The organism is Pseudomonas sp. B23(2017), assembly GCF_002113725.1.
GTDB classification, from domain to species: domain Bacteria; phylum Pseudomonadota; class Gammaproteobacteria; order Pseudomonadales; family Pseudomonadaceae; genus Aquipseudomonas; species Aquipseudomonas putida_Z.
Genome location: NZ_NEJM01000010.1, coordinates 189,235 through 214,587 on the forward strand (window position 1 = coordinate 189,235; position 25,353 = coordinate 214,587).

At 64.0% G+C, this 25,353-nt stretch carries 28 protein-coding genes; 16 read left to right on the top strand and 12 right to left on the bottom strand.

Annotation, left to right across the window (positions count from 1 at the left end):
* Positions 1–297 precede the first annotated feature (297 nt).
* A complete protein-coding gene (locus CAG46_RS17475) occupies positions 298–1,311 on the top strand; it encodes an RHS repeat-associated core domain-containing protein (RefSeq protein ID WP_256575097.1) in 1,014 nt (337 codons plus the stop codon).
* A 120-nt stretch (positions 1,312–1,431) separates the two neighbouring features.
* Here CAG46_RS17475 and CAG46_RS17480 read toward each other — a convergent pair whose 3' ends face one another.
* Both CAG46_RS17480 and CAG46_RS17485 read right to left on the bottom strand, forming a co-directional pair.
* Positions 1,432–2,184 carry an anti-sigma factor gene (locus tag CAG46_RS17480; RefSeq protein ID WP_025339389.1) on the bottom strand — a complete coding sequence of 251 codons (753 nt, stop codon included), beginning with the start codon at positions 2,182–2,184 and terminating at the stop codon, positions 1,432–1,434.
* The gene (locus CAG46_RS17485) at positions 2,181–2,702 is read right to left on the bottom strand and encodes a sigma-70 family RNA polymerase sigma factor (protein ID WP_075045376.1); all 522 of its coding nucleotides are present in this window, start codon (positions 2,700–2,702) and stop codon (positions 2,181–2,183) included. Before CAG46_RS17485 ends, CAG46_RS17480 begins: the two co-directional genes overlap by 4 nt.
* A 124-nt stretch (positions 2,703–2,826) precedes the next feature.
* Between CAG46_RS17485 and CAG46_RS17490 the strand changes: the two genes are divergently transcribed.
* The 4 genes from CAG46_RS17490 to CAG46_RS17505 all read left to right on the top strand — a co-directional run bounded on the left by CAG46_RS17490 (position 2,827) and on the right by CAG46_RS17505 (position 6,327).
* On the top strand, positions 2,827–3,879 hold the full coding sequence (locus CAG46_RS17490) for a catalase family peroxidase (RefSeq protein ID WP_085616652.1): 1,053 nt from the start codon (positions 2,827–2,829) through the stop codon (positions 3,877–3,879).
* Positions 3,876–4,409, top strand: coding sequence for a cytochrome b (locus CAG46_RS17495; RefSeq protein WP_085616654.1), 534 nt, complete (start codon positions 3,876–3,878; stop codon positions 4,407–4,409). The genes CAG46_RS17490 and CAG46_RS17495 overlap by 4 nt, the downstream gene beginning before the upstream one ends.
* Before the next feature lie 85 nt (positions 4,410–4,494).
* On the top strand, positions 4,495–5,700 hold the full coding sequence (locus CAG46_RS17500) for an MFS transporter (protein ID WP_085616657.1): 1,206 nt from the start codon (positions 4,495–4,497) through the stop codon (positions 5,698–5,700).
* A gap of 81 nt (positions 5,701–5,781) precedes the next feature.
* On the top strand, positions 5,782–6,327 hold the full coding sequence (locus CAG46_RS17505; protein ID WP_003248033.1) for a cupin domain-containing protein: 546 nt from the start codon (positions 5,782–5,784) through the stop codon (positions 6,325–6,327).
* A gap of 95 nt (positions 6,328–6,422) precedes the next feature.
* Here the strand turns inward: CAG46_RS17505 and CAG46_RS17510 are convergent, their stop codons facing one another.
* Complete coding sequence (locus CAG46_RS17510; protein WP_085616659.1) at positions 6,423–7,034, bottom strand: 2-hydroxychromene-2-carboxylate isomerase; 612 nt, start codon at positions 7,032–7,034, stop codon at positions 6,423–6,425.
* A gap of 31 nt (positions 7,035–7,065) precedes the next feature.
* Positions 7,066–7,797 carry an SDR family oxidoreductase gene (locus CAG46_RS17515; RefSeq protein WP_085616661.1) on the bottom strand — a complete coding sequence of 244 codons (732 nt, stop codon included), beginning with the start codon at positions 7,795–7,797 and terminating at the stop codon, positions 7,066–7,068.
* 89 nt (positions 7,798–7,886) lie between these two features.
* Here CAG46_RS17515 and CAG46_RS17520 point away from each other — a divergent pair, with 89 nt between their 5' ends.
* Both CAG46_RS17520 and CAG46_RS17525 read left to right on the top strand, forming a co-directional pair.
* Entirely contained in the window at positions 7,887–8,450 is a 564-nt protein-coding gene (locus CAG46_RS17520) for a TetR/AcrR family transcriptional regulator (protein ID WP_085616663.1), read from the top strand.
* On the top strand, positions 8,437–9,030 hold the full coding sequence (locus CAG46_RS17525) for a DUF4157 domain-containing protein (RefSeq protein WP_085616665.1): 594 nt from the start codon (positions 8,437–8,439) through the stop codon (positions 9,028–9,030). The genes CAG46_RS17520 and CAG46_RS17525 overlap by 14 nt, the downstream gene beginning before the upstream one ends.
* A 113-nt stretch (positions 9,031–9,143) precedes the next feature.
* On the opposite strand, the gene CAG46_RS17530 is transcribed toward CAG46_RS17525, so the two are convergent.
* Positions 9,144–10,136: a bile acid:sodium symporter family protein gene (locus CAG46_RS17530; protein ID WP_085616667.1), complete on the bottom strand. Its 993-nt coding sequence runs from the start codon at positions 10,134–10,136 to the stop codon at positions 9,144–9,146.
* Positions 10,137–10,255: 119 nt separating this feature from the next.
* On the opposite strand from CAG46_RS17530, the gene ampC reads away from it, so the two are divergent.
* Together ampC and CAG46_RS17540 are read left to right on the top strand one after the other, a co-directional pair.
* Complete coding sequence (gene ampC / locus CAG46_RS17535) at positions 10,256–11,398, top strand: class C beta-lactamase (protein ID WP_085616670.1); 1,143 nt, start codon at positions 10,256–10,258, stop codon at positions 11,396–11,398.
* Positions 11,399–11,699: 301 nt separating this feature from the next.
* Entirely contained in the window at positions 11,700–12,032 is a 333-nt protein-coding gene (locus CAG46_RS17540; RefSeq protein ID WP_003253895.1) for a hypothetical protein, read from the top strand.
* Positions 12,033–12,078: 46 nt separating this feature from the next.
* On the opposite strand, the gene CAG46_RS17545 is transcribed toward CAG46_RS17540, so the two are convergent.
* The 4 genes from CAG46_RS17545 to CAG46_RS17560 form a co-directional block, all read right to left on the bottom strand.
* The gene (locus CAG46_RS17545) at positions 12,079–12,390 is read right to left on the bottom strand and encodes a hypothetical protein (RefSeq protein ID WP_025339398.1); all 312 of its coding nucleotides are present in this window, start codon (positions 12,388–12,390) and stop codon (positions 12,079–12,081) included.
* 140 nt (positions 12,391–12,530) lie between these two features.
* The gene (locus CAG46_RS17550) at positions 12,531–12,719 is read right to left on the bottom strand and encodes a hypothetical protein (RefSeq protein ID WP_003253897.1); all 189 of its coding nucleotides are present in this window, start codon (positions 12,717–12,719) and stop codon (positions 12,531–12,533) included.
* A 138-nt stretch (positions 12,720–12,857) separates the two neighbouring features.
* Positions 12,858–13,178 carry a YbjQ family protein gene (locus CAG46_RS17555; protein ID WP_003258990.1) on the bottom strand — a complete coding sequence of 107 codons (321 nt, stop codon included), beginning with the start codon at positions 13,176–13,178 and terminating at the stop codon, positions 12,858–12,860.
* Positions 13,179–13,367: 189 nt separating this feature from the next.
* Positions 13,368–14,252 (bottom strand): EamA family transporter, encoded by an 885-nt coding sequence (locus tag CAG46_RS17560; RefSeq protein WP_075045384.1) that lies wholly within the window; start codon positions 14,250–14,252, stop codon positions 13,368–13,370.
* Between the two features lie 234 nt (positions 14,253–14,486).
* Here CAG46_RS17560 and CAG46_RS17565 point away from each other — a divergent pair, with 234 nt between their 5' ends.
* Complete coding sequence (locus tag CAG46_RS17565) at positions 14,487–15,884, top strand: cytosine permease (RefSeq protein ID WP_085616672.1); 1,398 nt, start codon at positions 14,487–14,489, stop codon at positions 15,882–15,884.
* A 90-nt stretch (positions 15,885–15,974) separates the two neighbouring features.
* Here CAG46_RS17565 and CAG46_RS17570 read toward each other — a convergent pair whose 3' ends face one another.
* Both CAG46_RS17570 and CAG46_RS17575 read right to left on the bottom strand, forming a co-directional pair.
* Positions 15,975–16,730 (bottom strand): class II aldolase/adducin family protein, encoded by a 756-nt coding sequence (locus CAG46_RS17570; protein WP_085616693.1) that lies wholly within the window; start codon positions 16,728–16,730, stop codon positions 15,975–15,977.
* Between the two features lie 23 nt (positions 16,731–16,753).
* Positions 16,754–17,797 carry an ABC transporter substrate-binding protein gene (locus CAG46_RS17575; RefSeq protein WP_085616674.1) on the bottom strand — a complete coding sequence of 348 codons (1,044 nt, stop codon included), beginning with the start codon at positions 17,795–17,797 and terminating at the stop codon, positions 16,754–16,756.
* Between the two features lie 176 nt (positions 17,798–17,973).
* Here CAG46_RS17575 and CAG46_RS17580 point away from each other — a divergent pair, with 176 nt between their 5' ends.
* The 3 genes from CAG46_RS17580 to CAG46_RS17590 all read left to right on the top strand — a co-directional run bounded on the left by CAG46_RS17580 (position 17,974) and on the right by CAG46_RS17590 (position 21,838).
* The gene (locus CAG46_RS17580; protein ID WP_085616676.1) at positions 17,974–19,926 is read left to right on the top strand and encodes an FAD-dependent oxidoreductase; all 1,953 of its coding nucleotides are present in this window, start codon (positions 17,974–17,976) and stop codon (positions 19,924–19,926) included.
* Positions 19,927–19,966: 40 nt separating this feature from the next.
* A complete protein-coding gene (locus CAG46_RS17585; protein ID WP_025339404.1) occupies positions 19,967–20,566 on the top strand; it encodes a helix-turn-helix domain-containing protein in 600 nt (199 codons plus the stop codon).
* Between the two features lie 69 nt (positions 20,567–20,635).
* Positions 20,636–21,838 (top strand): NAD(P)/FAD-dependent oxidoreductase, encoded by a 1,203-nt coding sequence (locus tag CAG46_RS17590; protein WP_085616678.1) that lies wholly within the window; start codon positions 20,636–20,638, stop codon positions 21,836–21,838.
* A 165-nt stretch (positions 21,839–22,003) separates the two neighbouring features.
* On the opposite strand, the gene CAG46_RS17595 is transcribed toward CAG46_RS17590, so the two are convergent.
* Complete coding sequence (locus CAG46_RS17595) at positions 22,004–22,615, bottom strand: FMN-dependent NADH-azoreductase (RefSeq protein ID WP_049277030.1); 612 nt, start codon at positions 22,613–22,615, stop codon at positions 22,004–22,006.
* 133 nt (positions 22,616–22,748) lie between these two features.
* Here CAG46_RS17595 and CAG46_RS17600 point away from each other — a divergent pair, with 133 nt between their 5' ends.
* The 3 genes from CAG46_RS17600 (at position 22,749) to CAG46_RS17610 (ending at position 25,199) form a co-directional block, all read left to right on the top strand.
* The gene (locus CAG46_RS17600) at positions 22,749–23,651 is read left to right on the top strand and encodes a LysR substrate-binding domain-containing protein (RefSeq protein ID WP_013972466.1); all 903 of its coding nucleotides are present in this window, start codon (positions 22,749–22,751) and stop codon (positions 23,649–23,651) included.
* Complete coding sequence (locus tag CAG46_RS17605) at positions 23,644–24,003, top strand: MmcQ/YjbR family DNA-binding protein (protein WP_085616680.1); 360 nt, start codon at positions 23,644–23,646, stop codon at positions 24,001–24,003. Before CAG46_RS17600 ends, CAG46_RS17605 begins: the two co-directional genes overlap by 8 nt.
* Positions 24,004–24,251: 248 nt before the next feature.
* Complete coding sequence (locus tag CAG46_RS17610) at positions 24,252–25,199, top strand: IS110 family transposase (protein ID WP_085619579.1); 948 nt, start codon at positions 24,252–24,254, stop codon at positions 25,197–25,199.
* Positions 25,200–25,353 lie beyond the last annotated feature (154 nt).

A 25,353-nucleotide genomic window follows, 5' to 3' on the forward strand; every position in this document is an offset into this window, starting at 1 on the left:
GGGCTGCTGCTCAGCCCATCGCCGCAAGCCTCATAGAACAATACGTGACTCATTGGTTCAGTGAGGTTCCGTAGGAGCAGCCTTGTGCTGCTCCTACGGAGGACGCGTCAAAGGCGCGAATTTTTTTGTGCTCTGCGCGACAGTGCAGCCCAAAAAAGGCTGGGCAATCTCCCACAAAGATCGCACAGCTCTCTGTGCTGTACCTGTGGGAGCGGGGGCACCTATCAAATCTGCCAGTTTTCACCTCAGCGCCTTTCAGCCAATCTGCTCGCATCTATGGCTAACAATGAAGACGCCATGTCCATACCAAATCGAGCTCTAAAGCTTTTCTACCAGAACGGGTATCTTTACCTTGAGTCAGGTGCCGACACGATACACAGTGTATTCCGTAACAACGGCGCCCCCTTGGCGCAGAGGCTTCGCGATGAGGGAGGTGACAAAACGGCACTGATACTTGGCGACCAACAAAACTCCGTGCTCGGCCTGCTCGGCAGTTTGCGCGCCGATGTGACTTATACACCTTATGGATATGCGCCATTCCCTGAAGAACAACGATTACTACTGGGATTCAATGGGCATTATCGAAACCTTGGCCCAGTCTTTTACTTTCTTGGCAACGGATATAGGGTCTATTCCTCCATCCTGATGCGCTTTTTTTCGAGTGACAGTTGGAGCCCCTTCGGCGATGGAGGGCTGAACGCCTACAATTACTGCGCCGGTGACCCTGTGAACATGGCTGACGCGTCCGGGCATATGCCAAAACCGGTTCTTCGCGGGCGCCCGGCCGCAAGAGGCCGTCACCATCCCACCAGCGCGAGAGTTGAGCCTAATGCAACTTCTCCATCCAGAAGTCGTTCGCCCCTAAAAGTCAAAGATGAGGTTCAAGAAGGTTTTAACCGTCAACAAAGACGGAAAATCGATGGGTCAATGTCTGAAAATCACTACAGAGAGCCAGATACACTATCCGAGTCAAGTGGCAGTTCCTCGTTCAGGCGCAGTTCTTGGTACAGCGACAGTTCCGGGCCTAGTAGCCGTTCCGAATCTCGGGGATATTCCAGTTCGAGAAGCCGTTCACCGATACCACGATTAGCTGTGACTCGGCGTGAGCAGAAAGAGGCCGATACATTAGCGTGGGTTAAGCGCAACTTGGCCAATTATATGGCCCGACTTCACATCAACTCTAATACCATTCCGACTACAACAGCACAGGGCAGTCCCGCTGTGAACGGGGATGGTGCGCCACCCGGGATGGAAAACACGTTGCCTGAATGGGGCTTGGGTGAATTGAATCGAAATCTCCGAGACTTCTGATGGTCTGGGGCAGCACTCTTGAGCACTACGGGTTAGCAGCAGGCACTTACTGTCGTGCGATGGGCCGCAATGCGGCCCCAGCGTGTTCCTCGACGAAGCTGCATAGAGTCTGCAATTTATTCACAGACCCAACCGCAACGCCTCCCCCACCCCCGCCCCACGCACATCGTCCGCCGCGCTGACCAGAGCAAAGTTGTAGGCCCCGTGCGACCAATACCGCGCCTCCAGCTGGCCATCCACCCGCTGCCCGTCCGGCATGCGCCGGTACTGATCACCTGGTGAGCGCAGGAACAGGCTGATGCGCTGGCCCTTGCCATCCTCGAACACCAGCAGCGCCGCCGGCCCCTGCTCATTGCTCAGCAGGCGCGCGCCCACCGGTTTGAAGCCGTAGCCCGCCAGGTCCGGCAACTGGCCCACGCGGCTGAAGTGGCGCCCCAGCCAGTCACGCAACTGGCCCGGGTCGCTGGCCTGGATATCCAGCGCCTGGCTACCGGCAAACAAACGGTGTGCCTGGACGGCATCGGCCATCGGCAGGTCGGCACGCGCCAAGGTCGCGTCGCGCACCTGCCAACCGCCCAGGCCACCCACGCCCAATGCCAGCAGCAACACCGCCGCCGTGGCCCAGCGGCGCTGGCGGCGTTGGCGCAATTGCCGGCGCAACTGCCCCAGGTCCAGCTGCGCCGCCCCGGGCACTTCGCCAAACCCGGCCAGTGCCGTACGCAAGCGGCGGGCGTCGGCACGCCAACCCTCGACTTTGGCCGCGGCCTGCGGGTTGGCCGCCAGCCAGGCCTGCACTTCGGCCCGGCGCACAGGCTCCAGACGCTCGTCGACGTAAGCGTGCAGTTCGTCTTCGCTGGGGATCAGGCGCGTCATTTCAGTCTCCGCAAGGCCGGGGGCTGGGGGCTGCCCTCGGTCAGTTCGCGCAAGGCATTGCGGGCGCGCGACAGGCGCGACATCACAGTGCCGATAGGGATACCCAGGGCCTGGGCGGCCTCCTTGTAGCTCAAACCCTCGATGCTGACCAGCAGCAACAGCGCACGCTGTTCTGCCGTGAGCCGGGCGAAAGCCTGCAGGTCGGCCTGGGCCAGGACAATGGCCTCGAGGTTGCCGCCAACCGGCTCGTCGTCGCGCTCAGCGCGGCCGAACCAGGACAGCCAGCGCGCATGCAGGCGCTCGCGGCGCTTACCGTCGAGGAACAGCCGATAAAGGATGGTGAACAGCCAGGCCCGCAGGGCATCGGCGTCGCGTTGCTGGTCGCGCCGGCTCAAGGCCCGCTCGACCGTGGCCTGCACCAGGTCGTCGGCGCTGCCCGGCTCGCGGGTCAGCCACACGGCAAAGCGGCGCAGGCGGGCCAGCAGCTCGCGCCACTGGTGGTCGTCCAGATCATGCATGGCAAAGTCCCGGCCTCTGGGGCTGTCAGTGTAAGAGGCAGACGCCTGTGAGGAAATTCTATTCCCGGCGATGGAATAAGTTTTTCCCTGCGCCGTCGTACCGGCACCTTCACCGAACCGGACAATGACCATGAACTCACCTCTGCACGGCCCGGCCAAGGCCCCGCGCCTGGCCGCCATCGGCGCCGTGATGCTGAGCGCGGGCGCCGCCTTTGCCTATGCTGCCGGCTGGCTTGGCGAAACCCGCCTGACCCCGCAGCGCATCATCGACACCTTCGAAGCCCAGGCCGGGCATTACCCGGGTTACCGCAAGAACCACGCCAAGGGCCTGTGCGTCAGCGGCTACTTCCAGCCCAGCGGGCAGGCCGCCAGCCTGTCCACGGCACGGGCGTTCAGCCAGCCGCGGGTGCCAGTGATCGGCCGCTTCGCCATCGGTGGCGCCAACCCGTTCGCGCCGGATACCGGCATACCGGTGCGTAGCCTGGCCATCGAGCTGAGCACCGACGACGGACAGGTCTGGCGTACCGGCATGAACAACCCGCCGGTGCTGGCGGTAAGCACGCCACAAGCCTTCTATGAACAGGTGCTGGCAGGGGCGCCAGACCCGGCCACCGGCAAGCCGGACCCGGGCAGACTGCAGGCGTTCTTCGCCGCACACCCGGAAAGCGCGGCGTTTCGCCAATGGGCGGCAGGCTACAAGCCCAGCAACAGCTTCGCCAGCACGCAGTACCACAGCATCAACGCCTTCCGCCTGATCGACGCAAGCGGCGCAGCCCACCCCGTGCGTTGGCAACTGGAGCCGCAAACAGCGTTTGCCGCCCTGCCTGCCCAGGTCGATGACAAACAGTTCCTGCAGCACGACCTGCAGCAAAGGCTGGCCCAAGGCCCGCTGCGCTGGACCCTGCGCCTGGTGCTGGCGGAAACTGGCGATGCGGTGGACGACCCTGCCAGCCCCTGGCCTGCCGAACGGCGCAGCGTGGACGCCGGCACGCTGGTACTGGAGCAGGTCGACGGCCCCGAGCAAGGTGCCTGCCGTGACCTCAACTTCGACCCGCTGATCTTGCCCCGGGGCATCCAGGCCTCTGCCGACCCGATCCTCGCTGCCCGTTCGGCCGCCTACTCGGAATCCTTCAATCGCCGCAGCCGCGAATCGCTCGGCACCGGAGCCCACCCATGAAAACCGACGCCTTCCACCCCCTCGCCCGCCTGTTGCACTGGCTGATGGCCGTGCTGATCCTGGCCATGTTGTTCATCGGTGTGAGCATGGTCGCCGACCTGTCGCCGCGCCACCCCGTGCTGATCGGGTTGCACAAGGCAACCGGCCTGGCCCTTCTGGTGCTGGTGCTGCTGCGCATCGCCATTCGCCTGGCCCTGCCCCACCCAGCCCTGCCGCACGACCTGCCCACACTGCAACGCTGGGCAGCCGGGGCCTCGCACCTGCTGCTCTATGGCCTGATGCTGGCCATGCCGCTGCTGGGCTGGGCCATGCTGTCGGCCGGTGGCTACCCCCGCCCGCTGGGCTTGCCGGCGATTGCCCCGCATGACCTGCAGTTGTACGCCGTGCTGCGCCAGGCCCACGGCTGGGCCGGCTACCTGCTGTTCGCCACGGTGCTGGTGCACGTGGGTGCGGCCTTGATGCACGCGTGGGTGCGCCGCGATGGCGTGTTGCGTAGCATGTGGCCTGGCCCACTGCGCCGCAGCGAATGAAGCTCGGCAGCCCAGGGGGTCGACAATCGATAATAATTCCCAACAAGATCGGCTTTCTATCTGCCGAACCGCCCTGGACTGCCCTATGAACCTCGCAAAGGATCCTGCCACCCTTGTACCCGCCAGCGCCCTGGACTTGCGCCCCCTGCTGCTGGCCAACATGGCCTGTACCATGTCGATGATGGCCTTCGTCGCCCTGATCGGCCCGATCGCCCGCCAGCTCGGCATGGCCACCTGGCAAGCCGGTGCCGCCGTGACCGTGGCGGGCGTGGTCTGGGTGCTGCTGGCCCGGCCCTGGGGGCGCGCCGCAGATCGCCTGGGACGTCGGCGCATCCTGCTGCTGGGCAGCGCCGGTTTCACCCTTGCCTACTGGCTGCTGTGCCTGTTCGTCGAAGGTGCGCTGCGCTGGCTGCCGGGGGCGACCCTGGCCTTCATCGGCCTGATGGTCGCGCGCGGCTGTATCGGCGCCTTCTATGCTGCCATCCCGGTGGGCTGCAATGCGCTGATCGCCGACCATGTCGAACCGCAACGCCGGGCCCGGGCCATGGCCTCGCTGGGGGCGGCCAACGCCGTGGGCCTGGTGGTGGGGCCGGCGCTGGCAGCGCTGCTGGCGCGGCATAGCCTGAGCCTGCCGTTCCATATCATGTCGCTGCTGCCGGCCAGTGCCTTTCTGGTCCTGCTGTTCACCCTCAAGCCGCAGGCGCTGCCGCACAGCCATGCCCCCAGCCCGGTGCGGCTGAACGACCCGCGCCTGCGCCGGCCCTTGCTGGTGGCGTTCAGCGCCATGCTCAGTGTCACGGTATCGCAGATCATCGTCGGTTTCTTTGCCCTCGACCGCCTGCACCTGGGCCCTGCCGAGGCAGCCCAGGCCGCCGGCATCGCCCTGACCACGGTGGGTGTGGCGCTGATCCTGGCGCAGGTGCTGCTGCGCCAGCTGGAATGGCCGCCGTTGAAGATGATCCGGGTCGGCGCCACGGTTTCGGCCCTGGGCTTTGCCTGCGGCTCGCTGGCCACCACGGCGCCCTGGCTGTGGGCTTGCTACTTTGTCGCGGCGGCGGGCATGGGCTTTGTCTTCCCGGCGTTTTCGGCGCTGGCGGCCAATGCCATGCACGCCTCCGAGCAAGGCGCCACGGCCGGCTCCATCGGTGCAGCCCAGGGCATGGGCGCAGTAATCGGGCCGCTGGCCGGCACGCTGGTGTATGCCGTCGATCCACGCTTGCCATTCCTGGCGGTGGCGGCGCTGTTGCTGCTGGTCGGGTCATGGCCGATGCCCCGCGATCAGCGGGCCTGACAAGCACAGCGCGCAAGCGCGCAGAGTGTGTTTTAATGCGCATCGCTCATTATTATTGACACCTCTGATTACAAGGCGGCTATGGACACGGGGACGCGACTCAAACTGGTGCGTGAACGCAACAACCTCTCCCAACGGGAACTGGCCCGCCGCAGCGGGCTGACCAATTCGACGATCTCGCAGATCGAGCAGAATCGCGTCAGCCCTTCGGTCAGCTCCCTGAAAAAACTGCTCGAAGGCATTCCGATGAGCCTGGCGGAGTTCTTCAGTTTCGACGAGCCGGTGCGCGAAGAGCGCTACGTGTTCCGTGGCGGCGAGCAGCCAGACCTGGGCCGCAACGGCCTGCGCATGCTGCTGGTCGGCGCCAGTGTCGAAGGCCGGCAGATGCGCATGCTGCGGGAACTGTATGCACCGGGCGCCGATTCGGGCGAACCGATCGTGCATGCCGAGGGTGAAGAGTGTGGCCTGGTCACCCGCGGCACCGTCGAGTTGTGGGTCGATGGCCAGGTGAGCGTGCTCAACTCGGGCGACGGGTACTACATCCCCACTACCCTGCCGCACAGTTTCAAGAACATCGGCCCGGACGAGGCCGAGATCATCAGCGCCAATACCCCGGCGAATTTCTGATTGCTTCATGCGTGAGGGATGGCACCGGCTTCGCCGGTGTTCGCGGCTGAAGCCGCTCCCACAGGGAAGGCGCCAACCCTGTGGGAGGGGCGCCTTCAGGTAAGGCTGTCGGCGCCCTGACGCAGGGCCTCTTCGACAAAGTCCAGGCGGTCCTGGCCGAAGAACATCTCGTCACCGACGAAGCAGGTCGGCGCGCCGAACACACCGCGCTCCACTGCCTCTTCCGTCGCGTGCCTGAGCGCGGCCTTCACCTCGTCATCACCCGCCAGCGCGCGAAATGCCTGCGGGTCGAAGCCGCCTTGGCTCAGCGTGTCGTCGAGGACAGCGTTATCGCCCAAGTTGCGGCTCTGCGCAAACAGCCCATTGAACAGCACCGCCAGCAACGCCTCGAACCGCTCCGGCGAACGCAGCTGGGTGCCCACTGCCCCGCGCATCAGGGTCAAGGTATTGACCGGGAACCCCGGCGGCAACTCGAACGGTACTCCATAGCGCGCGGCGAAGCGCGCCAGGTCGGTGAACATGTAACGGCCCTTGGCCGGGATCATCACCGGCGAGGCGTTGCCGGTGGCCTGGAAAACCCCGCCCAGCAGCATCGGCCGGTAACGCAGTGTGGCACCCTGGCGGGCACACAGGCCAGGCAGTTGGGTCCAGGCCAGATAGCTGGCCGGGCTGCCCAGGTCAAAAAAGAAATCGACTGTCTTGTTCATGTGGTTACGGTCCTTGCTCGGTGAAAGGGGCTTACCAACGTTCCATCCAGGGGCGCAGGTCCAGCTCGAAGGTCCAGGCGTCGCGGGGCTGGGCGTGCAGGAACCAGTAGCTGTCGGCGATGTGGGCCGGTTCTAGGATGCCATCCTGGTCCTTGAGGGCGTAGCGCTCGGGGAATGTGTCACGGATGAAGGCGGTGTCGATGGCCCCGTCAACCACCACGTGGGCGACATGGATGTTCCGCGGCCCCAGCTCGCGCGCCATGCTCTGGGCCAGGGCGCGCAAGGCGTGCTTGGCCCCGGCGAATGCCGCAAAGCCCGCCGCGCCACGGGTGCCGGCAGTGGCGCCGGTGAACAGGATGGTGCCGCGCTCGCGCTGGACCATGCGCCGGGCCACCGCCTGGGCGGTGAGGAAACCGGCAAAACAGGCCATCTCCCAGATCTTGAAGTATTTGCGCGGGGTTTCCTCGAGAATGCTACAGGGCACATTGGCACCGATATTGAACACAAACGCTTCGATCGGGCCGATATCACGCTCGATGGTTTCGACCAGCGCCGCCACCTCCTCCTCCTTGCGCGCATCGGAGCCAAAACCGTGGGCCTGGCCGCCGGCAGCGCGGATTTCGTCCAGCAGCGGCTGCAGCTTGTCAGCCTGGCGCCGGGTAACACAGGCAATGTAGCCCTCGCGGGCAAAGCGCTTGGCGATCTCGCCGCCGGTAGCATCCCCCGCGCCAATCACGAGCACCACTTTTTGTTGTTCTGTCATGCCTGCCTCCATTGGTGAATGATCGTTTAGTAAACGAACGCTATGTTATGATCGCCGCCACCGTCAAGCCCGCCTGCAGAGGCAACTGAATGCGCTACACCAACGAACACAAGCAGCAAACCCGCGAGCGGCTGCTGGCCAGCAGCGGCGCGCTGGCCAAACGCGGGGGCTTTTCCAGCACCGGCGTGGCCGGGCTGATGAAGGCGATCGGCCTGACCGGCGGCGCCTTCTACAATCACTTCCCGTCCAAGGACGACCTGTTCACCGAGGTAGTGCGACAGGAACTGTGCAACAGCCCGCTGGCGCGCCTGGCCAACCAGGGCGCCAGCCGCGAACGCCTGGGCCGTTGCCTGCAGCAGTACCTGAGCCTGGCCCACCTGCACAATGCCGAAGGTGGCTGCCCGCTGCCGCCATTGGGGGTGGAGATTGCCCGGGCCGAAACACCCGTGCGCGCCGTGGCCGAGCATTGGCTGGTGGAGCTGCACCAGGCCTGGAGCGCGACCCTGGAGGACGACGAATTGGCCTGGGTGCTGATCAGCCAGTGCGTCGGTGCCTTGCTGGTCGGGCGCATGCTGGCCACTGAAAGCGTGCAGTCGCAGGTACTGGACGCCAGCCGCAACTTTGTCGAGAAGGCCCTGCATGAAGCGGATTAGTCTACTGCTGGGGCTACTGCTGAGCCTGCCTGCACTGGCCGAACAGGCCTGCCCGCCAGGGCAGTACCAGGTGTGCCTGATGGGGTGTTTCTGTGCGCCCATCGACCCCGGCCAGGCCGGGCAGATTTTCAAGGACGTGGAAGTGCTGGCTTCGTCCAGCCTGACCTACGCCCTGCAGCAGGCCCGCGACGAAGCCACCGCCAGCGGCGTCGAGCCGATCCCGTTGCATATCCGTGCGCAACTCGAACCCTGGTACGACTTTGCCGTGCTGGACGCGGCGCGCTTCCGGGTGGGTGACGAACAGCAGATGAGCGCAGCCAATGCGCTGCTGCAGAACCCCGACGTTAACGCCGTGACGCTGATCGACACGATCATCTTCCGCCGCCCCGCCGATGCCGAGGACAACGTGGCGTTGTGGGCACACGAGCTCAAGCATGTGCAGCAGTATCAGCAGCTGGGTGTGGAAGAGTTCGCCCGGCGCTACACGCGCAACTACGACGACCTGGAAGCGCCGGCCTACAAGATCGAGGGCGAGGTAAGCAAGGCGCTGCGCGAGCGTGGTTCGGGGCAGGCCAGATAAGCCAGGGGCTGCTTTGCAGCCCTTCGCCGGCAAGCCAGCTCCCACAGGGACTACACAGGCCTTGAGAGCTGTGCGGTCGAGGTGGGAGCTGGCTTGCCGGCGATAGGGCCCTGTCAGGACACCGCAGAAGCTTCTTCAGCCACCTGCTCACGGCTGGCATAACGCTGCGCCAGCACCGCACAGACCATCAGCTGGATCTGGTGGAACAGCATCAGCGGCAGGATCATCGCGCCAATGCCACTGCCGACGAACAACACCTGCGCCATTGGCACCCCGGTAGCCAGGCTCTTCTTCGAACCGGCGAACAGGATGGTAATGCGGTCCTCCAGGTCAAAGCCCAGCAGCTTGCCGAGCAGCCGGGTACCGTACAGCACCACTGCCAGCAAAATCCCGCACACGGCAAACAACCCGGCCAGGTGCTGCGGCGATACCGTGTGCCACAGCCCGGTGACCACCGCCTCGCTGAACGCGGTGTAAACCACCAGCAGGATCGAGCCCTGGTCCACCACCTTGAGCCAGCGCGCATTGCGCTTGACCCACGCACCGATCCAGCGCCGGGCGACCTGCCCAGCCACGAACGGCACCAGCAGCTGCAGGGTGATCTTCAGCACCGCATCCAGGCCGGAACCGGTATCGCCGCTGGCCCCCAGCAACATCATCACCAGCAACGGCGTGAGGAAGATACCCAGCAGGCTGGATGCCGCCGCACTGCAAATGGCCGCCGGCACGTTGCCACGCGCCAGCGAGGTGAAGGCGATGGCCGACTGCACGGTGGCCGGCAAGGCACACAGGTAGAGCACGCCCAGGTACAGCTCGTTGCCCACCAGCGGCACGAACAGTGGCTTGAACGCCAGGCCCAGCAACGGGAACAGCACGAAGGTGCAGGAGAACACCAGCAAGTGCAGGCGCCAGTGCCCGGCACCGGCGATGATCGCCTCGCGCGACAGCTTGGCGCCGTGCAGGAAGAACAGCAGGCCGATGGCCAGGTTGGTCAGCCAACCAAAATACACCGCGCCGTCGCCCGAGCAAGGCAGCACGGTGGCAATCAGCACCACCCCGAGCAAGGCCAGGGTGAAATTGTCGAATAACATGCGCAAATACTTCATCACAGTTTCCGTCTTGTCATTGTGCAAGAGCAGACGATAAGGTCTTCGGTTTTTCGCCGCTAACGCCGGAACCCCCACCGGTGTCGCTCAACGGACACGCTCCAGCACAGGACCCGCTCATGCCCCTCTCCCGCCTGGCTGCACTTGCAGCCGCCATCACTCTCACCCTGGGCTACAGTGCCGCCCAGGCCGACGACCAGTTGCAGGCCAAGGTCGACCAGATCATCCGCCCGTTGATGCAGGAGCAAGGCATCACCGGCATGGCCGTGGCCATCTATGCTCGCAACCACGCGCACTACTTCAGCTATGGGGTGGCCAACAAGGCAGACAATGTGCCGGTCAGCCGCGACACGCTGTTCGAGATCGGCTCGCTGAGCAAGACCTACACCGCCACTTTGGCCGCACTGGCCAGTGCCGAAGGCAAGCTGGACCTCGATGCCCCGGCCAAGCGCTACCACCCGGCCCTCGCCGGCGCACCCATCGGCGACGCAAGCGTGCTGGAGCTGGGCGCCTACAGTGCCGACTGCCTGCCGTTGCAGTTCCCGGATGAGGTGCAGACGCCGCAGCAGGTGGTCGATTTCTTCCGTCACTGGCAACCCCGCGCCAAACCTAGCACCCAGCGCTGCTACTCGAACCCCAGCCTGGGCCTGTTCGGTGACCTGGCCGCCCGCGCGCAGCATCAGCCGTTTTCCACGCTGATGAGCGAGGGCCTGCTGAAACAGATGGGCCTGGAAAACACCTATCTGCAGGTCCCGGCCAGCGCCCAGGGGTTGTATGCCCAGGGCTACGACAGTGCCGACAAACCGGTGCGTGTCGGCCCCGGCCCCTACGCCGACGAAGCCTACGGCATCAAGACCAGTGCCAGCGACCTGCTGCGCTATGTGCGCCTGCACATGCAGCCGGAGGGGCTGCCGCCGGCGCTGGCGCAAGCCACGGCCATCACCCAGCGGGGCTACTTCCAGGTCGGCGCCATGACCCAGGGCCTGGGCTGGGAGCGTTACCCCTACCCGGTCACGCTGGGCACACTGGTCGATGGCAACGGCCCGCAGCTGATCCGTGAACCGCAGGCAACCACGCGCTTGCATCCAGCCCTGCCGCCGCTGCCGGCAGCCTGGTACAACAAGACCGGCTCGACCAATGGTTTCGGCGCCTACGCCGCGTTCGTGCCCGCCGAACAGCTGGCCGTGGTGTTGCTGGCCAACCGAAATTACCCGAACGAAGCCCGGGTGCGCGCGGCCTTCGACATTCTGTCCGGGCTGTAGTGCGGGCAGCGATTGTCGAACAAAACGACACAATGTAGTGACCAAAAATATTCACTACAAAATGGTTGACGCCGTTCATCGCCCTTGGGCATGATGAAGCCGTCTCCCTGATCGGGAGCGGTGGCAAGGGTGTTCCAGACGGCCTGCGCGGTAACGCAGGCCGTCCGTGGAGAGGGAAACTGTCCAAAAGGCAGCGTGAGAAAGCCCCTGTTGCGATGCTGCTGTAGCAGCCTTGGTAGTGCGCTACACCGTGGTAGCGCCAACTGTGAAAAATCACCTACGAATGGGTAATGGGGGCTTTATGATGAACTTGAACAACAATCCGACTATCGACCAATTGGCTCAGCTGTTCGCCGTACGCAAGGACAGCCTTGACGACCATCTGCTGTGGGTCAGCCAGACCGGTGAAGTGCGCCTCGACCGCCTGCCACCGAACACCGTCGAAGATGAATTCGAAGAGCACCTGCCCAGCATGCGTGCCCGCTTCAAGGTCTACCGCCGTGGCCAAGGCTACGTCGGCAAGAAGGCCGCCGCCGACACCGAGTTCGTTGGCCGCGTCCTGCAGACCCTGCAACAAGAATGGCCCGCTGCCCGTGAGCAGCAGGCAGTCAAGGTGATCGAACCGCTCAACTGAGGGTTCCCACCCTTACCTGAGCCCGGCCCGCATAGGCCGGGCTTTTTCATGCCTGGCGCCGCTGGCTGCGGGGCGCTGGCAGCGGCAAGGCGCCGGTTGCCATCGCCCGGGCACGGTCGACACCCCATACCAGGGCGCGGGTCATGGTCTCGCCTGGCCGTGCGGGGTAATACTCCTCCAGCAATGCTCGCCCATCCCCGGCATACAGCCCCAGGAACAGCTGGGTCGCCCCCAGGCGCGACAAGCGCACCTGCACGTCCAGCGTGGTGCCGTCACTGAGTGCTTCGTCGTGGCAGCGGCTGTGCAGCTGGGCGTCGGCCCATTGCCAATAGGTCTCTTCCCTGACTCGCATGAGCATTCAATCCTCCGTTGCTGGAATGCCGCGCAAGAAAACCACAGCCTCGGCCATCCTGCGAGCGCTACCCGGCAATGCCATGAGGCGGATCAAGAAATGGCAATAAAAACCCCGCCATTCGGCGGGGTTGTGCTGGAGCGGGATCACTTCTTCAGCGGAACCCGCGGCATGAAGCGGCCTTTTTTGCTGCGCTGCAGGTGTGCAGGCTGGAGCTGTTCGGAATCATCCAGCGTCATGTGGGCGAAGCCCAGGCGGAATGCCGCCTGGCCGCAACGCACCTGGCTGTTGATGGGGAACGCGTCGTTCAGGTCTTCGAAAAAGGATTCGCTCATGCCCTGTCTCCCTCCAGTGGCGGACGCGCCGGCAACCAGAACAGTTGCTCCACCAAACGCGACCTGTGAAGGTGAGACTAGCTGGTCATTTGCGGACCGCCCGGACCTAAGCCCTGGACCCGACCAGCGGCAGACGCTCTACTTCAGGCGCACCGCTGTGCCGGTAGCAAATACCACGACCATGCCGCCCTGTACCGACGGCATGCTGATCTCGAAATCCACCCCCACTACCGCATCAGCTTGCAACTGGCGTGCCCGCGCCTTCAGTTCTTCGGTGGCCTGTTCCCGGGCTTCGCGCAGTGCGCTTTCCAGGGTTTGCGAACGGCCGCCGAAGAAGTCGCGAAAACGTGCAAAGAAATCGCGCACGAAGTTGATGCCCTGCACCGATTCGGAGCTGACCACGCCCAGGTATTCGGCAATCGGGCGGCCTTCGAGCTGGCTGGTGGTGGAAATGATCATGGGGTGCACTCCATTGGCCTGGCAAAAGAGGCCGATTCTAACAGAGCGCCCTGTTTGCAACGCGCATTTGTGGGAGCGGCCTTGCGTCGCGAAAGGGCCGCAACGCGGCCCCAGGATCTCAGCAGCATGCAGAAACCCGGGGCCGCTTCGCAGCCCTTTCGCGACGCAAGGCCGCTCCCACAGAGTCAGCTACGCGCTGACAGCTTTTAACCGGCGCCCAAGCCTTGCGCCGAACACGTTCACCAGCAACCCTGCCATCACCAGCAATGCGCCCCAGCCCTGGGTCGCGGTCAAACGCTCGCCCAGCAACAACGCCGACGAACTCAGGCCAATCACTGGCACCAGCAGCGAGAACGGCGCCACCTTGCCGGCCGGGTGGCGCGACAGCAGCTTGCTCCACAGGCTGTAGCCGAGCATGGTGGCGACAAACGCGAGGTAAGCCAGGGCCAACACCGAACTCCAGCTGATATTGGCAAGGGCATGGCCAATACGCTCCGGCCCCTCCAGCCACCAGGACAATGCCAGGAACGGCAGTGGCGGAATCAACCCGCCCCAGATCACCAGCGCCACCAGGTCAACCGAGCCAAAGCGCCGGGTAATGATGTTGCCCATGCCCCACATGGCGCCGGCACACAGGGTCAGCACCAGCGCCAGCATCGGTACATGGCCGCCGTCTTCGCTGCCTATAAGCGCCAGGCCGCTGGCGGCCACCAGCAGCCCCAGCACGCTGGCCAGGCGCAACCGCTCGCCAAGGAACAGCGCGGCAAAGCCGAGGGTGAAGAACGCCTGCGACTGCAGGATCAGCGAGGCCAGCCCTGGCGGCATGCCGCTGTACATGGCCTGGAACAGAAAAGCGAACTGGCCCAACGAAATGGTCGCACCATAGGCGATCAGCCAGCGCCAAGGCAGCTTGGGCCGCTTGACCAGCAGGATCGCCGGGAACGCCACCAGCAAGAAGCGCAATGCCCCCAGCAGCATCGGCGGCAACCCGTCGAGGCCAACCTTGATGACCACGAAGTTGACTCCCCAGGCAACAATCACCACCAGGGCGATGAGCAGGTCCTTGAGCGGCATTGCGACATCCTTCTTCAAGCTTTCTAGACATATTTCGTTACAGCATAAGGCTATTCCTTCGACAGGGACCAGCACAGTTGCAACCCATCATTGCGCAACAGCACGACTGTTTCACTCGCAAGAGATGGCTTGACCGCACTTGTATATACATGCTCATATCATGCGAAGTCATCCGCCTTGCGTCCCGCCGATGATTGACTCGCTTACACAAAAACAATGAAGCGGAGCCACTGAATGTCCAGCAAACCCGTACTCGAGCGGCGCTCGATCGACTACATACCCGAGACTGAACGCCATGGACGCGTGTACAGTCAGTTCACCCTGTGGCTCGGAGCCAACCTGCAGATCACGGCAATCGTGACCGGCGCCCTGGCCGTGGTGCTCGGTGGCGACGTGTTCTGGTCGCTGATCGGCCTGCTGCTCGGTCAATTGATCGGCGGCGCGGTCATGGCCCTTCATGCCGCTCAAGGTCCTCGTCTGGGGCTGCCGCAGATGATTTCCAGCCGCGTGCAGTTCGGGGTCTACGGCGCGGCCATACCGATGGTGCTGGTATGCCTGATGTACCTGGGCTTCACCGCCACCGGCACGGTGCTCTCCGGACAGGCGATCGGCCAGTTGCTCGACGTCAGCGACAGCACTGGCATCCTGATATTCGCCAGCATAATCGTGCTCGCCACCCTGGCCGGATACCGGGTGATCCACTGGATCGGCCGAATCGCCAGCGTGCTGGGCATCATTGCCTTCGTCTACCTGTTCAGTCGCATCATGATGCTGGCCGACATCGGGCAGTTACTCGACAACCGCCACTTCAGTTGGGCATCGTTCCTGCTCGCCGTATCACTGGCTGCGTCCTGGCAGATCGCCTTCGGCCCCTATGTGGCCGACTACTCGCGCTATCTGCCAAGCAGTACATCGCCAGTGAGGACCTTCCTCGCCGCAGGCCTGGGCTCGGTGATCGGTGCCCAGGCATCAATGATCCTCGGGGTGTTCGCCGCCGCCATCGCCGGTGCCCAGTTCTCCGGTCACGAAGTGGCCTACATCGTCGGCCTGGGTGGCGCCGGTAGCACCGCAGCGCTGCTGTATTTCTGCATCGCCTTTGGCAAGGTGACCATCTCGACGCTGAACTCTTATGGCAGCTTCATGTGCATTGCAACCATCATCAGCGGCTTCCGCGGCCACCTGACGATCAGCCGTGCGCAGCGCCTGCTGTTCGTACTGGGCATCGTCGGCGCCGCCACCCTGGTGGCCTTGCTTGGCCAGCATTCGTTTCTCAGCGCGTTCAAGTCCTTCATCCTCTTCCTGCTGACGTTCTTCGTGCCATGGAGCGCGGTCAACCTGGTCGACTACTACTTCATCACCAAGGAGCGTTACGACATCCCCGCCCTCGCCGACCCGCAAGGCCGATACGGCCGCTGGAACTGGCCTGGAATCATCGTCTACACCTTGGGCGTGCTGATACAGATGCCGTTCATCGACACCAAACTGTACACAGGGCCGCTGGTCGCGCACCTGGGTGGTGTGGATATCTCGTGGCTAATCGGCCTGGTAGTGCCGAGCGTGCTGTACTACTGGGTGGCACGGGGGCGGGCGCACGAGGCACCGGCAGCGATGATCGTGCCTGACGCACACTGAGCCCACTCGCCATCAACGTAGAAACGTCTTGCCCTCTCGCCGCAAACGCGATGCGAGGGCAAGACGGCTTTCACCGCGAGCGCGCCAATGTCAACGACGATAGTCCGGCGCGACTCGCTCCAGCATCCGCAACAACGCCGCCCACGCCAGCTGCAGCGCATCCGCATCCGCCAGCTCGCCCTGCTTCAAGCCCCGCCCCGGATCATTGAACTGCCGCTCGGTATGCCTACACACTTCGGCGGGCGGTAAAATCACCTGCCCGGCACTCTGTGCCGCCAACTGGATCTCGCACGCCTTCTCCAGGTAGTACATGCGCAGGAACGCTTCGGCCACGCTGCGCCCGGTGGTCAGCAGGCCATGGTTACGCAGGATCATCACCGGCTTGTCGCCCAGGTCGGCTACCAGCCTTCGCTGCTCATCCATGTCCAGCGCAATCCCTTCATAGGCGTGGTACGCCACCTTGCCATAAAACTCCATGGACATCTGGTTGAGCGGCAGCAGCCCACATTCCAGCGCCGCCACCGCACAACCTGCCCGGGTGTGGGTGTGCAACACACAACGGGCATCCTCGCGGGCAGCATGGATGGCGCTGTGGATGACGAAACCGGCCGGGTTGACCGGGTGCGGCGTCGCTTCCACTGGCCGGCCTTGCAGGTCGATCTTCACCAGGCTGGAGGCCGTGATCTCATCGAACAGCAAGCCGTACGGGTTGATCAGGAAGTGGTGCTCCGGCCCCGGCAGGCGCAGGGAAATATGGGTGAATATCAGGTCGCTCATGCGGAAGTGGGCGATCAGCCGATAGCAGGCGGCCAGCTCCTGGCGCAGGCCTTGTTCCGTTGCGGTCATCATCGTTATTCCTTTGCAGAATGCTATTTGCTGGCCCACGCATTGAAGCGCTGTTCCAGCTCTTCGCCATGGTCGACCCAGAATTCCACATTCATCGCCAACGCCCCCTGCAGGTTCTGCGGCGAAGTAGGCACCCAGCTGGCCAGGGACGGGTCGAGCTTCGCTGCCGCCTGGGTGTTGGTCGGCCCATAGGGGATCTGCTGCACATAACGCACCTGGGTGTCCGGCTGGTTGGCGAAGGCGATCAGCCGCTTGGCCTGGTCGACATGCCGCGAGCCCTTGATGATCGCCCAGTAATCCATGCCATACAGGCTGCCAGGCCAGACCACTGCCAGCGGGCTGCCCTGCTGGGCCGCCACGGCGATGCGCCCGCTGTAGGTCGAGGTCATCACCACGTCACCCGCCGCCAGCCACTGGGCAGGCTGGGCCCCGGCGTCCCACCACTGGATATGCGGCTTGAGTTCGCTGAGTTTGGCAAAGGCACGCTCGACCCCGGCCGGAGTGGCCAGTACCTTGTAGACATCCTCGACCTTGACCCCGTCAGCCATCAGGGCGAACTCCAGGTTGTACACCGCACGCTTGCGCAGGCCGCGCTTGCCCGGGTACTTGCTCACGTCCCAGAAGTCGGCCCACGACGCAGGCGCCTGGGCCAGCTTGCTGCGGTCATAGGCAATGGCCACGCTCCATACCAGCGCGGCCGAGCCACAGGCTTGTGCCGCGTCGGCAATCAGTTCACCCGCATGGCCCATGCGCTGCCAGTCCAGCTGCTCGTAGATGCCCTCGTCGCAGCCACGCATCAGGTCAGGCCCTTCGATCTGCACCACGTCCCAGTCGACATTGCCCGTGTCGGCCATTACCTGGATCCGTGCCATTTCGCCGTTGTACTCGCTCTGGATCAGCTTGCTGCCATCCTGGGCACTGAACGGTTTGAAGATCGCCTCGTCCTGGGCTTTCTGGCCGGCACCACCATAGCCGACCACGACCATCTGCGGTGCCGCTTGCGCACTGCCCAGGCCCATGGCCAGCAACGCTGCGCAAAGGCTGCTTACACGTGGGAATACCTGCATCGTAGTTGCCTCCTGTCGGTGCCCGAGGGGCCCGTTTTCTTGTTGTTGTGAGGTCACGCCCTCGCCATGAGGGTGAGAAAAACCTAGTCGTCGACCAGTAAAAAAACAAGTTGATTTTTTACTGACGCTACACTTTCATAAAAAAACAAGAACAACACCGCACCGGAGCCGCCTGTATGCAGACCGCCTTCCCTCACCTGTTCGAAGCCTTGCAGATCCGCGGCAAACGCTTGAAGAACCGCATCATGTCCACCGGCCACGACACCTGCCTGCCTACCGACAACCTGGTCAACGACAAGCTCATCGCCTACCAGCGCGCCCGCGCCGCCGGTGGCGTCGGCCTGATCGTGCTGCAGGTGGCCGGGGTGCATGACAGCGCCCGCTACACCTCGCATGTGCTGATGGCCACCGACGATGCCTGCATCGACGGCTATCGCCAGCTTGCCGAGGCCTGCCATGAGCATGGCACCGTGGTGCTGTCGCAACTGTTCCACCCCGGGCGGGAGATCATGGAGTCGGCGGACGGCTTGCTGGCGGTGGCCTACTCGGCGTCCGCGGTGCCCAATGAACGCTTCCGGGTGATGCCGCGCGCGCTGGACCAGGCAATGATCGACGAGATCGTCCAGGGCTATGCCAGCGCTGCCCGCCGCCTGCACCAGGCCGGGCTGGATGGCGTTGAAGTGGTGGCCAGCCATGGCTACCTGCCTGCGCAGTTCCTCAATCCGCGGGTGAACCAGCGCACGGATGGTTACAACGGTGAGCTCGAACAGCGCCTGCGGTTCCTGCGCGAAGTGCTGGCTGCCGTACGCGCGGCCACCGACGAGCAGTTCATCATCGGCCTGCGCATCAGTGCCGACGAGCGCGACAGCCAGGGGCTGAGCGAGGACGAATCGCTGGCTGCAGCGGTTGCCTTGCAGGGCCAACTCGACTACCTGCACATCGTTGCAGGCACGTCGGCATCCCTGGGCGGCGCCGTGCATATCGTGCCGCCGATGGCCATTCAACCAGCCTACCTGGCCCGGGAGGCCGGCACCTTCAAGCAGCACCTGGGCATCCCGCTATTCGTCACCGGGCGTATCAACCAGCCCCAGGAAGCCGAACTGATCCTGGCCCGTGGCCAGGCCGATGTCTGCGGCATGACCCGTGCGCTGATCTGCGACCCGCAGATGCCGAACAAGACCGAGCATGGCCAGGTCGAGGACGTACGTGCCTGTATCGCCTGCAACCAGGCTTGCATCGGGCACTTCCACCGTGGCCTGCCCATTTCCTGCATCCAGCGGCCGGAAACCGGCCGCGAATTGCAGTACGAGCAACTGTCCATCACCACCCACCCCAAGCGCATCCTCGTGGCCGGTGGCGGGCCCGCCGGCATGAAAGCCGCCGCCGTGGCCGCTGCGCGCGGGCATCAGGTCACGCTGTACGAGGCCGGCCCGCAGCTCGGTGGCCAGGTGCTGCTGGCCCAGTTGCTGCCACGGCGCAGCGAGTTCGGTGGCGCCAGCACCAACTTGCAGCGGGAAATGGCCCTGGCAGGCGTGGAAGTGGTGCGCAACACCCGGGTCGACCGCGCACTGGTCGAACGAGAACGCCCCGACCTGGTGATCGCGGCCACCGGTGCCACCCCCTACTGGCCGGCCTTCGAGCGCACCGGTGAGCTACAGGTGGTGGACGCCTGGCAAATACTGCGCAATGAAGCAAAACCGGGGCGCTCGGTGCTGGTGATCGACTGGCGCTGCGACTGGATCGGCCCCGGCATCGCCGAACGCCTGGTACGCGAGGGCCACCAGGTGCAACTGGCGGTCAATGGCACCCATTGCGGCGAAAGCCTGCCGCTGTACGTGCGCGACCAACTGGCCGGCGAGCTGCATCGCCTGGGTATTCCCGTCACACCGTATGCCCGCCTGTATGGCAGCGACGACAACACGGTGTACCTGCAGCACACCGCCAGCGGCGAACCGATGATCTTCGAAGGCATCGACACCCTGGTACTGTGCCTGGGCCATCAACCGGAAGACCGCCTGGCCACGGAGCTGGCCGGCCTGGTCGAGGTGCGCCGCATTGGCGACTGCCTGGCGCCGCGTACCGCCGAAGAAGCGATTCACGATGGCCTGACGGTTGCCTGGGCGCTCTGAGGCTGTACATACTGCGGCTTTTCACGATGGACCGACGTGCATGAGCCAACTCCCCCAGCCCCCCGCCAGCGAAGCCGGGGGCGCCGCGCCGCAGTTTCTCGGCAGCCGCATTCGCGGCCTGCGCAAACGCCGTGGCATGACCCTGGCGGAGCTGGCCACGCACAGTGAACTGACTGCTGGCTACATCAGCCAGCTGGAGCGCAACCTCTCCTATCCATCGATTCCGGCGCTGTTCAACATCGCCCGCAGCCTGGGGGTGACCATCCAGTGGTTCTTCGCCAGCGAAGCCACCACTGCGCCCGAGGACCAGGGCTATGTGGTACGCCGCAACAGCCGCCTGAGCGTGCATTACGAAGATGGCATCGTCGATCAACTGCTCACGCCCCAGCCCAACCGCCAGCTGGAAATCCTGCATTCGCGCTTCCCTCCGGGCAGCTACAGCCAGCAGAGCTACAGCCACGACGGTGAGGAGGCCGGCTACATCCTCAGCGGCAGCTTCGAGCTATGGGTAGGCGAGCGGCATTTCCAGCTGGGTGAAGGGGACAGTTTCAGCTTCTCGAGCCAGGAACCGCACCGCTATGGCAACCCCGGCGAGGTGGATGCCGTGGTGATCTGGGTGATCACGCCGCCAACATTCTGAAGCACGCTCGCTCCCCAACATCCAGCAACAGGGTCTACCTTGTTAACCGAACTTCAGAGGAGCACAACCATGAAGCAGATCCTGATCATTGGCGCGGGCTTTGCCGGCCTGTGGAGCGCGCTCAGCGCCGTCCGCCAGCTTGACCTCCACGGCCGCAAGGATGTCGAGGTCACCTTGCTTGCACCCCAGGCCGAGCTGCATGTGCGCCCGCGCTTCTACGAGCCCGACGTCCATGCCATGGCCGCGCCGTTGCAAGAGCTGTTCGATGCCGTCAACGTCCGTTTCGTGCAGGGCACGGCCTTCCACATCGATGAAGCGGCCCGCCGCGTCAGCTACCGCACACGCAGCGGTACCCAGTGCAACCTGCCCTACGACCGCCTGATCATGGCCTGCGGCAGCGTGCTCAACCGGCCCGACATGGTCGGCATCGAGCATGTGTTCGATGTCGACAAGCTCGACAGCGCCGCGCGCCTGGAAACCCACCTGAAGTCACTGGCGAACCTGCCCGACACACCCGCGCGCAATACCGTGGTGGTGGCCGGCGGTGGCTTTACCGGCATCGAGACCGCCACCGAACTGCCGGCCCGCCTGCGCGAAATACTTGGCGAGGACACGGCGTTGCGCGTGGTGGTGGTCGACCGCGGGGCGAGGATTGGCGCGGCCCTGGGTGACGGCATCCGCCCCGCCATCGAGCAGGCCTCCGAGGCCCTGGGCGTGGAGTGGATCTGTGGCGCCACGGTAGCCTCGGTCGACCCTGCCGGCGTGCTGCTGGACAACGGCCAGCGCATCGACGCCAGCACGGTGATCTGGACCGTGGGCTTCAAGGCCAACCCGCTCACCGAGCAGATCAGTGGCGAGCGCGACCGCCAGGGCCGCTTGCATGTCGATGGCAATCTCAAGGTGAAAGGCAATGATGCCGTGTACGCGGCGGGTGATGTGGCCTATGCCGCCTGCGACGAGGCTGGCAATTACGCGGTGATGTCCTGCCAGCATGCGATTCCGCTGGGGCGTCATGCGGGCAACAATGCGGCGGCCGAGCTGATTGGCGTGGCACCGAAGACCTACAGCCAGCCCAAGTACGTGACCTGCCTGGACCTTGGGGCCTGGGGGGCGGTGTATACCGAAGGGTGGGAACGCACGGTGTCGCCACCGGAAGACAAGGCCGAGGCCAAGGTGTTGAAGGCGCAGATCAATACCGTGTGGATCTATCCGCCGGCGGCCGAACGTGCTGCAGCGCTGGCAGCGGCTGACCCGGCTATTCCAGTGGCCTGAGGTTGATTGTGGGAGCGGCCTTGTGTCGCGAAAGGGCCGCGCAGCGGCCCCAGGATCTCAGCGTTTACACCGAGATCTCTGGGGCCGCTTTGCGGCCCTTTCGCGACACAAGGCCGCTCCCACAGAGTTCGCGCAAGCCTTTGAAGCTTGCGCAAGACAGCAGGATCAGGCAGCAGCAAACAGCTCGTTGGCAATCTGCGCCTGGGCAGCATCGATCGCCTGGCTGCGGTGCTCAGGGCCATAGGCCAGGCCATGGGCGCGGACGATTTCCAGGTCGGTGACACCAATGAAGCCCAGGAATACCTTGAGGAAGTCCTCATGCCCGGCGCCAGTCGGCTGGCCAGCGTGCAGGCCACCGGCGGTGGACACCAGCACTACCTTCTTGTTGCCGCACAGACCTTCCGGGCCGGCTTCGGTGTAGCGGAAAGTCTTGCCGGCGACGGCAACACGGTCGATCCAGGCCTTGAGCTGGGTCGGCACGGTGAAGTTGTACATCGGCGCACCAATCACCACGGCATCGGCAGCCAGGAACTCTTCCAGGGTTTCCGCGCTCAGCTTGGCTTCGAAGGCCTGGGCTGCGTCGCGCATGTCTTCCGGGGTGCCAGCCGCTACCAGGGTAGCCGCGGAGAAGTGGGCGATGGCGTCAGCGGCCAGGTCGCGGTACACCACTTCCACGCTCGGGTCGGCGGCTTTCCAGGCTTCGACCACTTCGCGGCTCAGTTGGCGGGAGGCGGAATTGTCGCCCAGGATGCTCGAATCGATATGCAACAGTTTCATGGGACTCTCCTGTGAATGAAGACCGCGACGTTGGGCGATCACGATGGGGAGAATCCTACCGACATCAACAATAGCTGATAAGGCAGCAAAAATGCGTTAGTTTGTCCTACAGGTGGAACAGTGAGACATTCCCATGCAAGACCTCAACGACCTTTTCTACTTCGCCCGCGTGGTCGAAGCCGGCGGTTTCGCCGCAGCCGGCCGCCAGCTGGGCATCCCCAAGTCGCGCCTGTCGCGGCGTATCGCCGAGCTTGAAGAACGCCTGGGCACGCGCCTGCTGCAACGCACTACAAGGCAACTGAAGCTCACCGCGGTGGGCGAGCGCTACCTGCACCACTGCCAGGCCATGCTGCTGGAAGCCGAAGCCGCCGACGAGGCCGTGGCCAGCATGAGCAGCGAACCGCGCGGGCGCTTGCGGGTGTCCTGCCCGGTGGCATTGGCCCACGCCTTTCTGCCGGATGTGATCAGCCGCTTTCTCGCGCAGTACCCACTGGTGCAACTGGACATGGTGCTGCTCAACCGCCGGGTCGACCTGATTTCCGAAGGTATCGACGTGGCCCTGCGCGTACGCGACCTGGGCGATGAAGACCCGGCCCTGGTCACCCGCCGCCTGCGCCAGGCGCAGATGCAGCTGGTTGCAGCGCCCGGTTTCGCCGACCACATCCGCGAACCGGGCCAACTGGCATCATTGCCGGTGCTGGGCGCTGCCGAGGCTGACCGGCTGGTACACTTCCGCCTGTTCGGCCCCCATGGCAAACAGCAGGAAATCGCACTGGAACCGCGCCTCGCCATCGATGATTTCGTAGTACGTAATGCTGCTGTACGGGCAGGCCTCGGGTTTACCGCGCTGCCCAGCATGTTCTGTGAAGAAGAACTGGCGCGCGGCGAACTGGTGCGCCTGCTGCCGGACTGGTCGCTGCCGGGTGGCTACCTGCAGGCGGTGTACCCGCACCGGCGCGGCTTGCTGCCTGCGGTACGGGTATGGATCGACCACCTGGCGGCGTCGTTCGAGGCCTGTGGAGAAAAGTATGTCTGAGCGGAACATGAGCGAAGCCCAGGTGGCAGCGTTCTGCCTGAGCCTGCCGGGTGCGCGGGAAGACTACAAATGGGGCGGCATCCGGGTGTTCTCGGTGGCGGGCAACAAAATGTTCGCGGTGCTCGACCTGGCGGGTGCGGGGTTGTCGTTCAAGGTGGCCGACGAACTGTTTCTCGGCTATTGCGATCGCCCGGGGGTGCGGCCTGCGCCGTACCTGGCGCGGGCGCGGTGGATCAGCATGGCATTGCCCTACCCCATGGGGCGTGAGGAGCTGTGTGATCTGTTGCAGCGCTCGCACCAGCTGGTGGTGCGGCGGTTGCCTAAGCGGTTGCAGGTGGGGCTGGTGTTGTGAATTCCCTGTGCTGGCCCTTTCGCGGGTAAACCCGCTTGTGTCTTGATGAGGGATTAAAATCTGGAGTGAGAGCGGTGAATGACAAGCTGAATGCCGCAGGTGCCATGAGCACGAGTGGGAGCACAAGCTGTCATTCACCGTTCCACTTTGGCGAGAGCCCGAACAGTTGGATGCGGCTCTGATCTCGAATCACAAGCGTGGGCCAAGCCAAAGTCCTCTCACAGTGTTGAGTTTAGGAGGGTTTGGTGATGGCGTCCTTCCTGGGTATTGATGTTTCCAGTCGATCACTCGATGCGCTGGTGCGGCCACAGGGCATAAAAATCCATGTGAGCAATGATCGGGCAGGCTTCGAGGAGCTGCAGCGAAGCCTTGGCGGGCGCAGTATCAAGCGCGTTTTGCTGGAGGCCACGGGCGGCTACGAGCGAGATGTCATGCATTTCTTGCAGGATGGCGGCTACAAAGTCATACGCGTCAATCCCAGGCGAGCCCGAGCGTTCGCAGAATCCATCGGCGTCAAAGCCAAGACCGACGCCATCGATGCCGAAGTACTGGCCCACTACGCTGAGGTCATTCCAGACCAGTCCACCCTGCGGATCAGCCCGGAACGTGCGCTGTTGCGGGAATTGCTGCAGCAACGTGATCGGCTGGTTCAGCAGCGTGATGACGATCTGAGGCGCCTGAAACAGGCGCAGTCCCGCGTGGTGTCCGACTTTCTGAAAGCCAACCTCCAGCACTTCAAATCGCAGATCAAGCTGGTTGAGCAAGCGATCAGCCAGCAAGCGGAAGCCCTGAAAGATGAACGGGTTACTCAGCTGGTCCAGGTCAAAGGCATTGGGCTGGTTACGGCGGGCAAGCTGGTAACGCTTCTGCCAGAACTGGGACGTGTCGAGTCTAGAGAAATAGCCTCATTGGTCGGGGTGGCGCCCTTCAACCACGACAGCGGAAAATTCGTGGGCAAGCGCTCTATCTCAGGCGGGCGGTTTGAGGCCAGGCGATCATTGTACATGTCATGCCTTGTGGCGATGAAGTACAACCCAGCACTCAAGGCTAGTTATGAGGCACTGCGCGAACGAGGAAAAGTTGCCAAGGTCGCTATCGTAGCCTGTATGCGGGTATTCCTCGTACGGCTCAATGCCATGCTCAGGACTGGCGAGCCTTGGCTGGATCTGGTCTTGCCACAGCCTAAGCGGACCTAGATCAGGAAACCGACGTAATTCATATGAGAGCGGGCTTGCCCACCAAGCCAATACCGCGCTGGATGGCACGGGCTTCGCCCGTGTTCGCGGGACAAGCCCGCTCCCACAGGTGACGCGCTAGATTTTAGAAATTGAGCAAGACAGTTGCTCCCAC

Bases quoted from the DNA above. Each gene is read 5' to 3' on its own strand.
- CAG46_RS17520 (WP_085616663.1), top strand. From the start codon at position 7,887: ATGCGCTACACCAACGAACACAAGCAGCAAACCCGCGAGCGGCTGCTG.
- CAG46_RS17515 (WP_085616661.1), bottom strand. From the start codon at position 7,797: ATGACAGAACAACAAAAAGTGGTGCTCGTGATTGGCGCGGGGGATGCT.
- CAG46_RS17610 (WP_085619579.1), top strand. From the start codon at position 24,252: ATGGCGTCCTTCCTGGGTATTGATGTTTCCAGTCGATCACTCGATGCG.
- CAG46_RS17530 (WP_085616667.1), bottom strand. From the start codon at position 10,136: ATGAAGTATTTGCGCATGTTATTCGACAATTTCACCCTGGCCTTGCTC.
- CAG46_RS17560 (WP_075045384.1), bottom strand. From the start codon at position 14,252: ATGCCGCTCAAGGACCTGCTCATCGCCCTGGTGGTGATTGTTGCCTGG.
- CAG46_RS17485 (WP_075045376.1), bottom strand. From the start codon at position 2,702: ATGCATGATCTGGACGACCACCAGTGGCGCGAGCTGCTGGCCCGCCTG.
- CAG46_RS17475 (WP_256575097.1), top strand. From the start codon at position 298: ATGTCCATACCAAATCGAGCTCTAAAGCTTTTCTACCAGAACGGGTAT.
- CAG46_RS17550 (WP_003253897.1), bottom strand. From the start codon at position 12,719: ATGAGCGAATCCTTTTTCGAAGACCTGAACGACGCGTTCCCCATCAAC.
- CAG46_RS17590 (WP_085616678.1), top strand. From the start codon at position 20,636: ATGAAGCAGATCCTGATCATTGGCGCGGGCTTTGCCGGCCTGTGGAGC.
- CAG46_RS17510 (WP_085616659.1), bottom strand. From the start codon at position 7,034: ATGAACAAGACAGTCGATTTCTTTTTTGACCTGGGCAGCCCGGCCAGC.
- CAG46_RS17585 (WP_025339404.1), top strand. From the start codon at position 19,967: ATGAGCCAACTCCCCCAGCCCCCCGCCAGCGAAGCCGGGGGCGCCGCG.
- CAG46_RS17525 (WP_085616665.1), top strand. From the start codon at position 8,437: ATGAAGCGGATTAGTCTACTGCTGGGGCTACTGCTGAGCCTGCCTGCA.
- CAG46_RS17555 (WP_003258990.1), bottom strand. From the start codon at position 13,178: ATGATCATTTCCACCACCAGCCAGCTCGAAGGCCGCCCGATTGCCGAA.
- CAG46_RS17540 (WP_003253895.1), top strand. From the start codon at position 11,700: ATGATGAACTTGAACAACAATCCGACTATCGACCAATTGGCTCAGCTG.
- CAG46_RS17490 (WP_085616652.1), top strand. From the start codon at position 2,827: ATGACCATGAACTCACCTCTGCACGGCCCGGCCAAGGCCCCGCGCCTG.
- ampC (WP_085616670.1), top strand. From the start codon at position 10,256: ATGCCCCTCTCCCGCCTGGCTGCACTTGCAGCCGCCATCACTCTCACC.
- CAG46_RS17595 (WP_049277030.1), bottom strand. From the start codon at position 22,615: ATGAAACTGTTGCATATCGATTCGAGCATCCTGGGCGACAATTCCGCC.
- CAG46_RS17600 (WP_013972466.1), top strand. From the start codon at position 22,749: ATGCAAGACCTCAACGACCTTTTCTACTTCGCCCGCGTGGTCGAAGCC.
- CAG46_RS17505 (WP_003248033.1), top strand. From the start codon at position 5,782: ATGGACACGGGGACGCGACTCAAACTGGTGCGTGAACGCAACAACCTC.
- CAG46_RS17545 (WP_025339398.1), bottom strand. From the start codon at position 12,390: ATGCTCATGCGAGTCAGGGAAGAGACCTATTGGCAATGGGCCGACGCC.
- CAG46_RS17580 (WP_085616676.1), top strand. From the start codon at position 17,974: ATGCAGACCGCCTTCCCTCACCTGTTCGAAGCCTTGCAGATCCGCGGC.
- CAG46_RS17570 (WP_085616693.1), bottom strand. From the start codon at position 16,730: ATGACCGCAACGGAACAAGGCCTGCGCCAGGAGCTGGCCGCCTGCTAT.
- CAG46_RS17575 (WP_085616674.1), bottom strand. From the start codon at position 17,797: ATGCAGGTATTCCCACGTGTAAGCAGCCTTTGCGCAGCGTTGCTGGCC.
- CAG46_RS17565 (WP_085616672.1), top strand. From the start codon at position 14,487: ATGTCCAGCAAACCCGTACTCGAGCGGCGCTCGATCGACTACATACCC.
- CAG46_RS17495 (WP_085616654.1), top strand. From the start codon at position 3,876: ATGAAAACCGACGCCTTCCACCCCCTCGCCCGCCTGTTGCACTGGCTG.
- CAG46_RS17480 (WP_025339389.1), bottom strand. From the start codon at position 2,184: ATGACGCGCCTGATCCCCAGCGAAGACGAACTGCACGCTTACGTCGAC.
- CAG46_RS17500 (WP_085616657.1), top strand. From the start codon at position 4,495: ATGAACCTCGCAAAGGATCCTGCCACCCTTGTACCCGCCAGCGCCCTG.
- CAG46_RS17605 (WP_085616680.1), top strand. From the start codon at position 23,644: ATGTCTGAGCGGAACATGAGCGAAGCCCAGGTGGCAGCGTTCTGCCTG.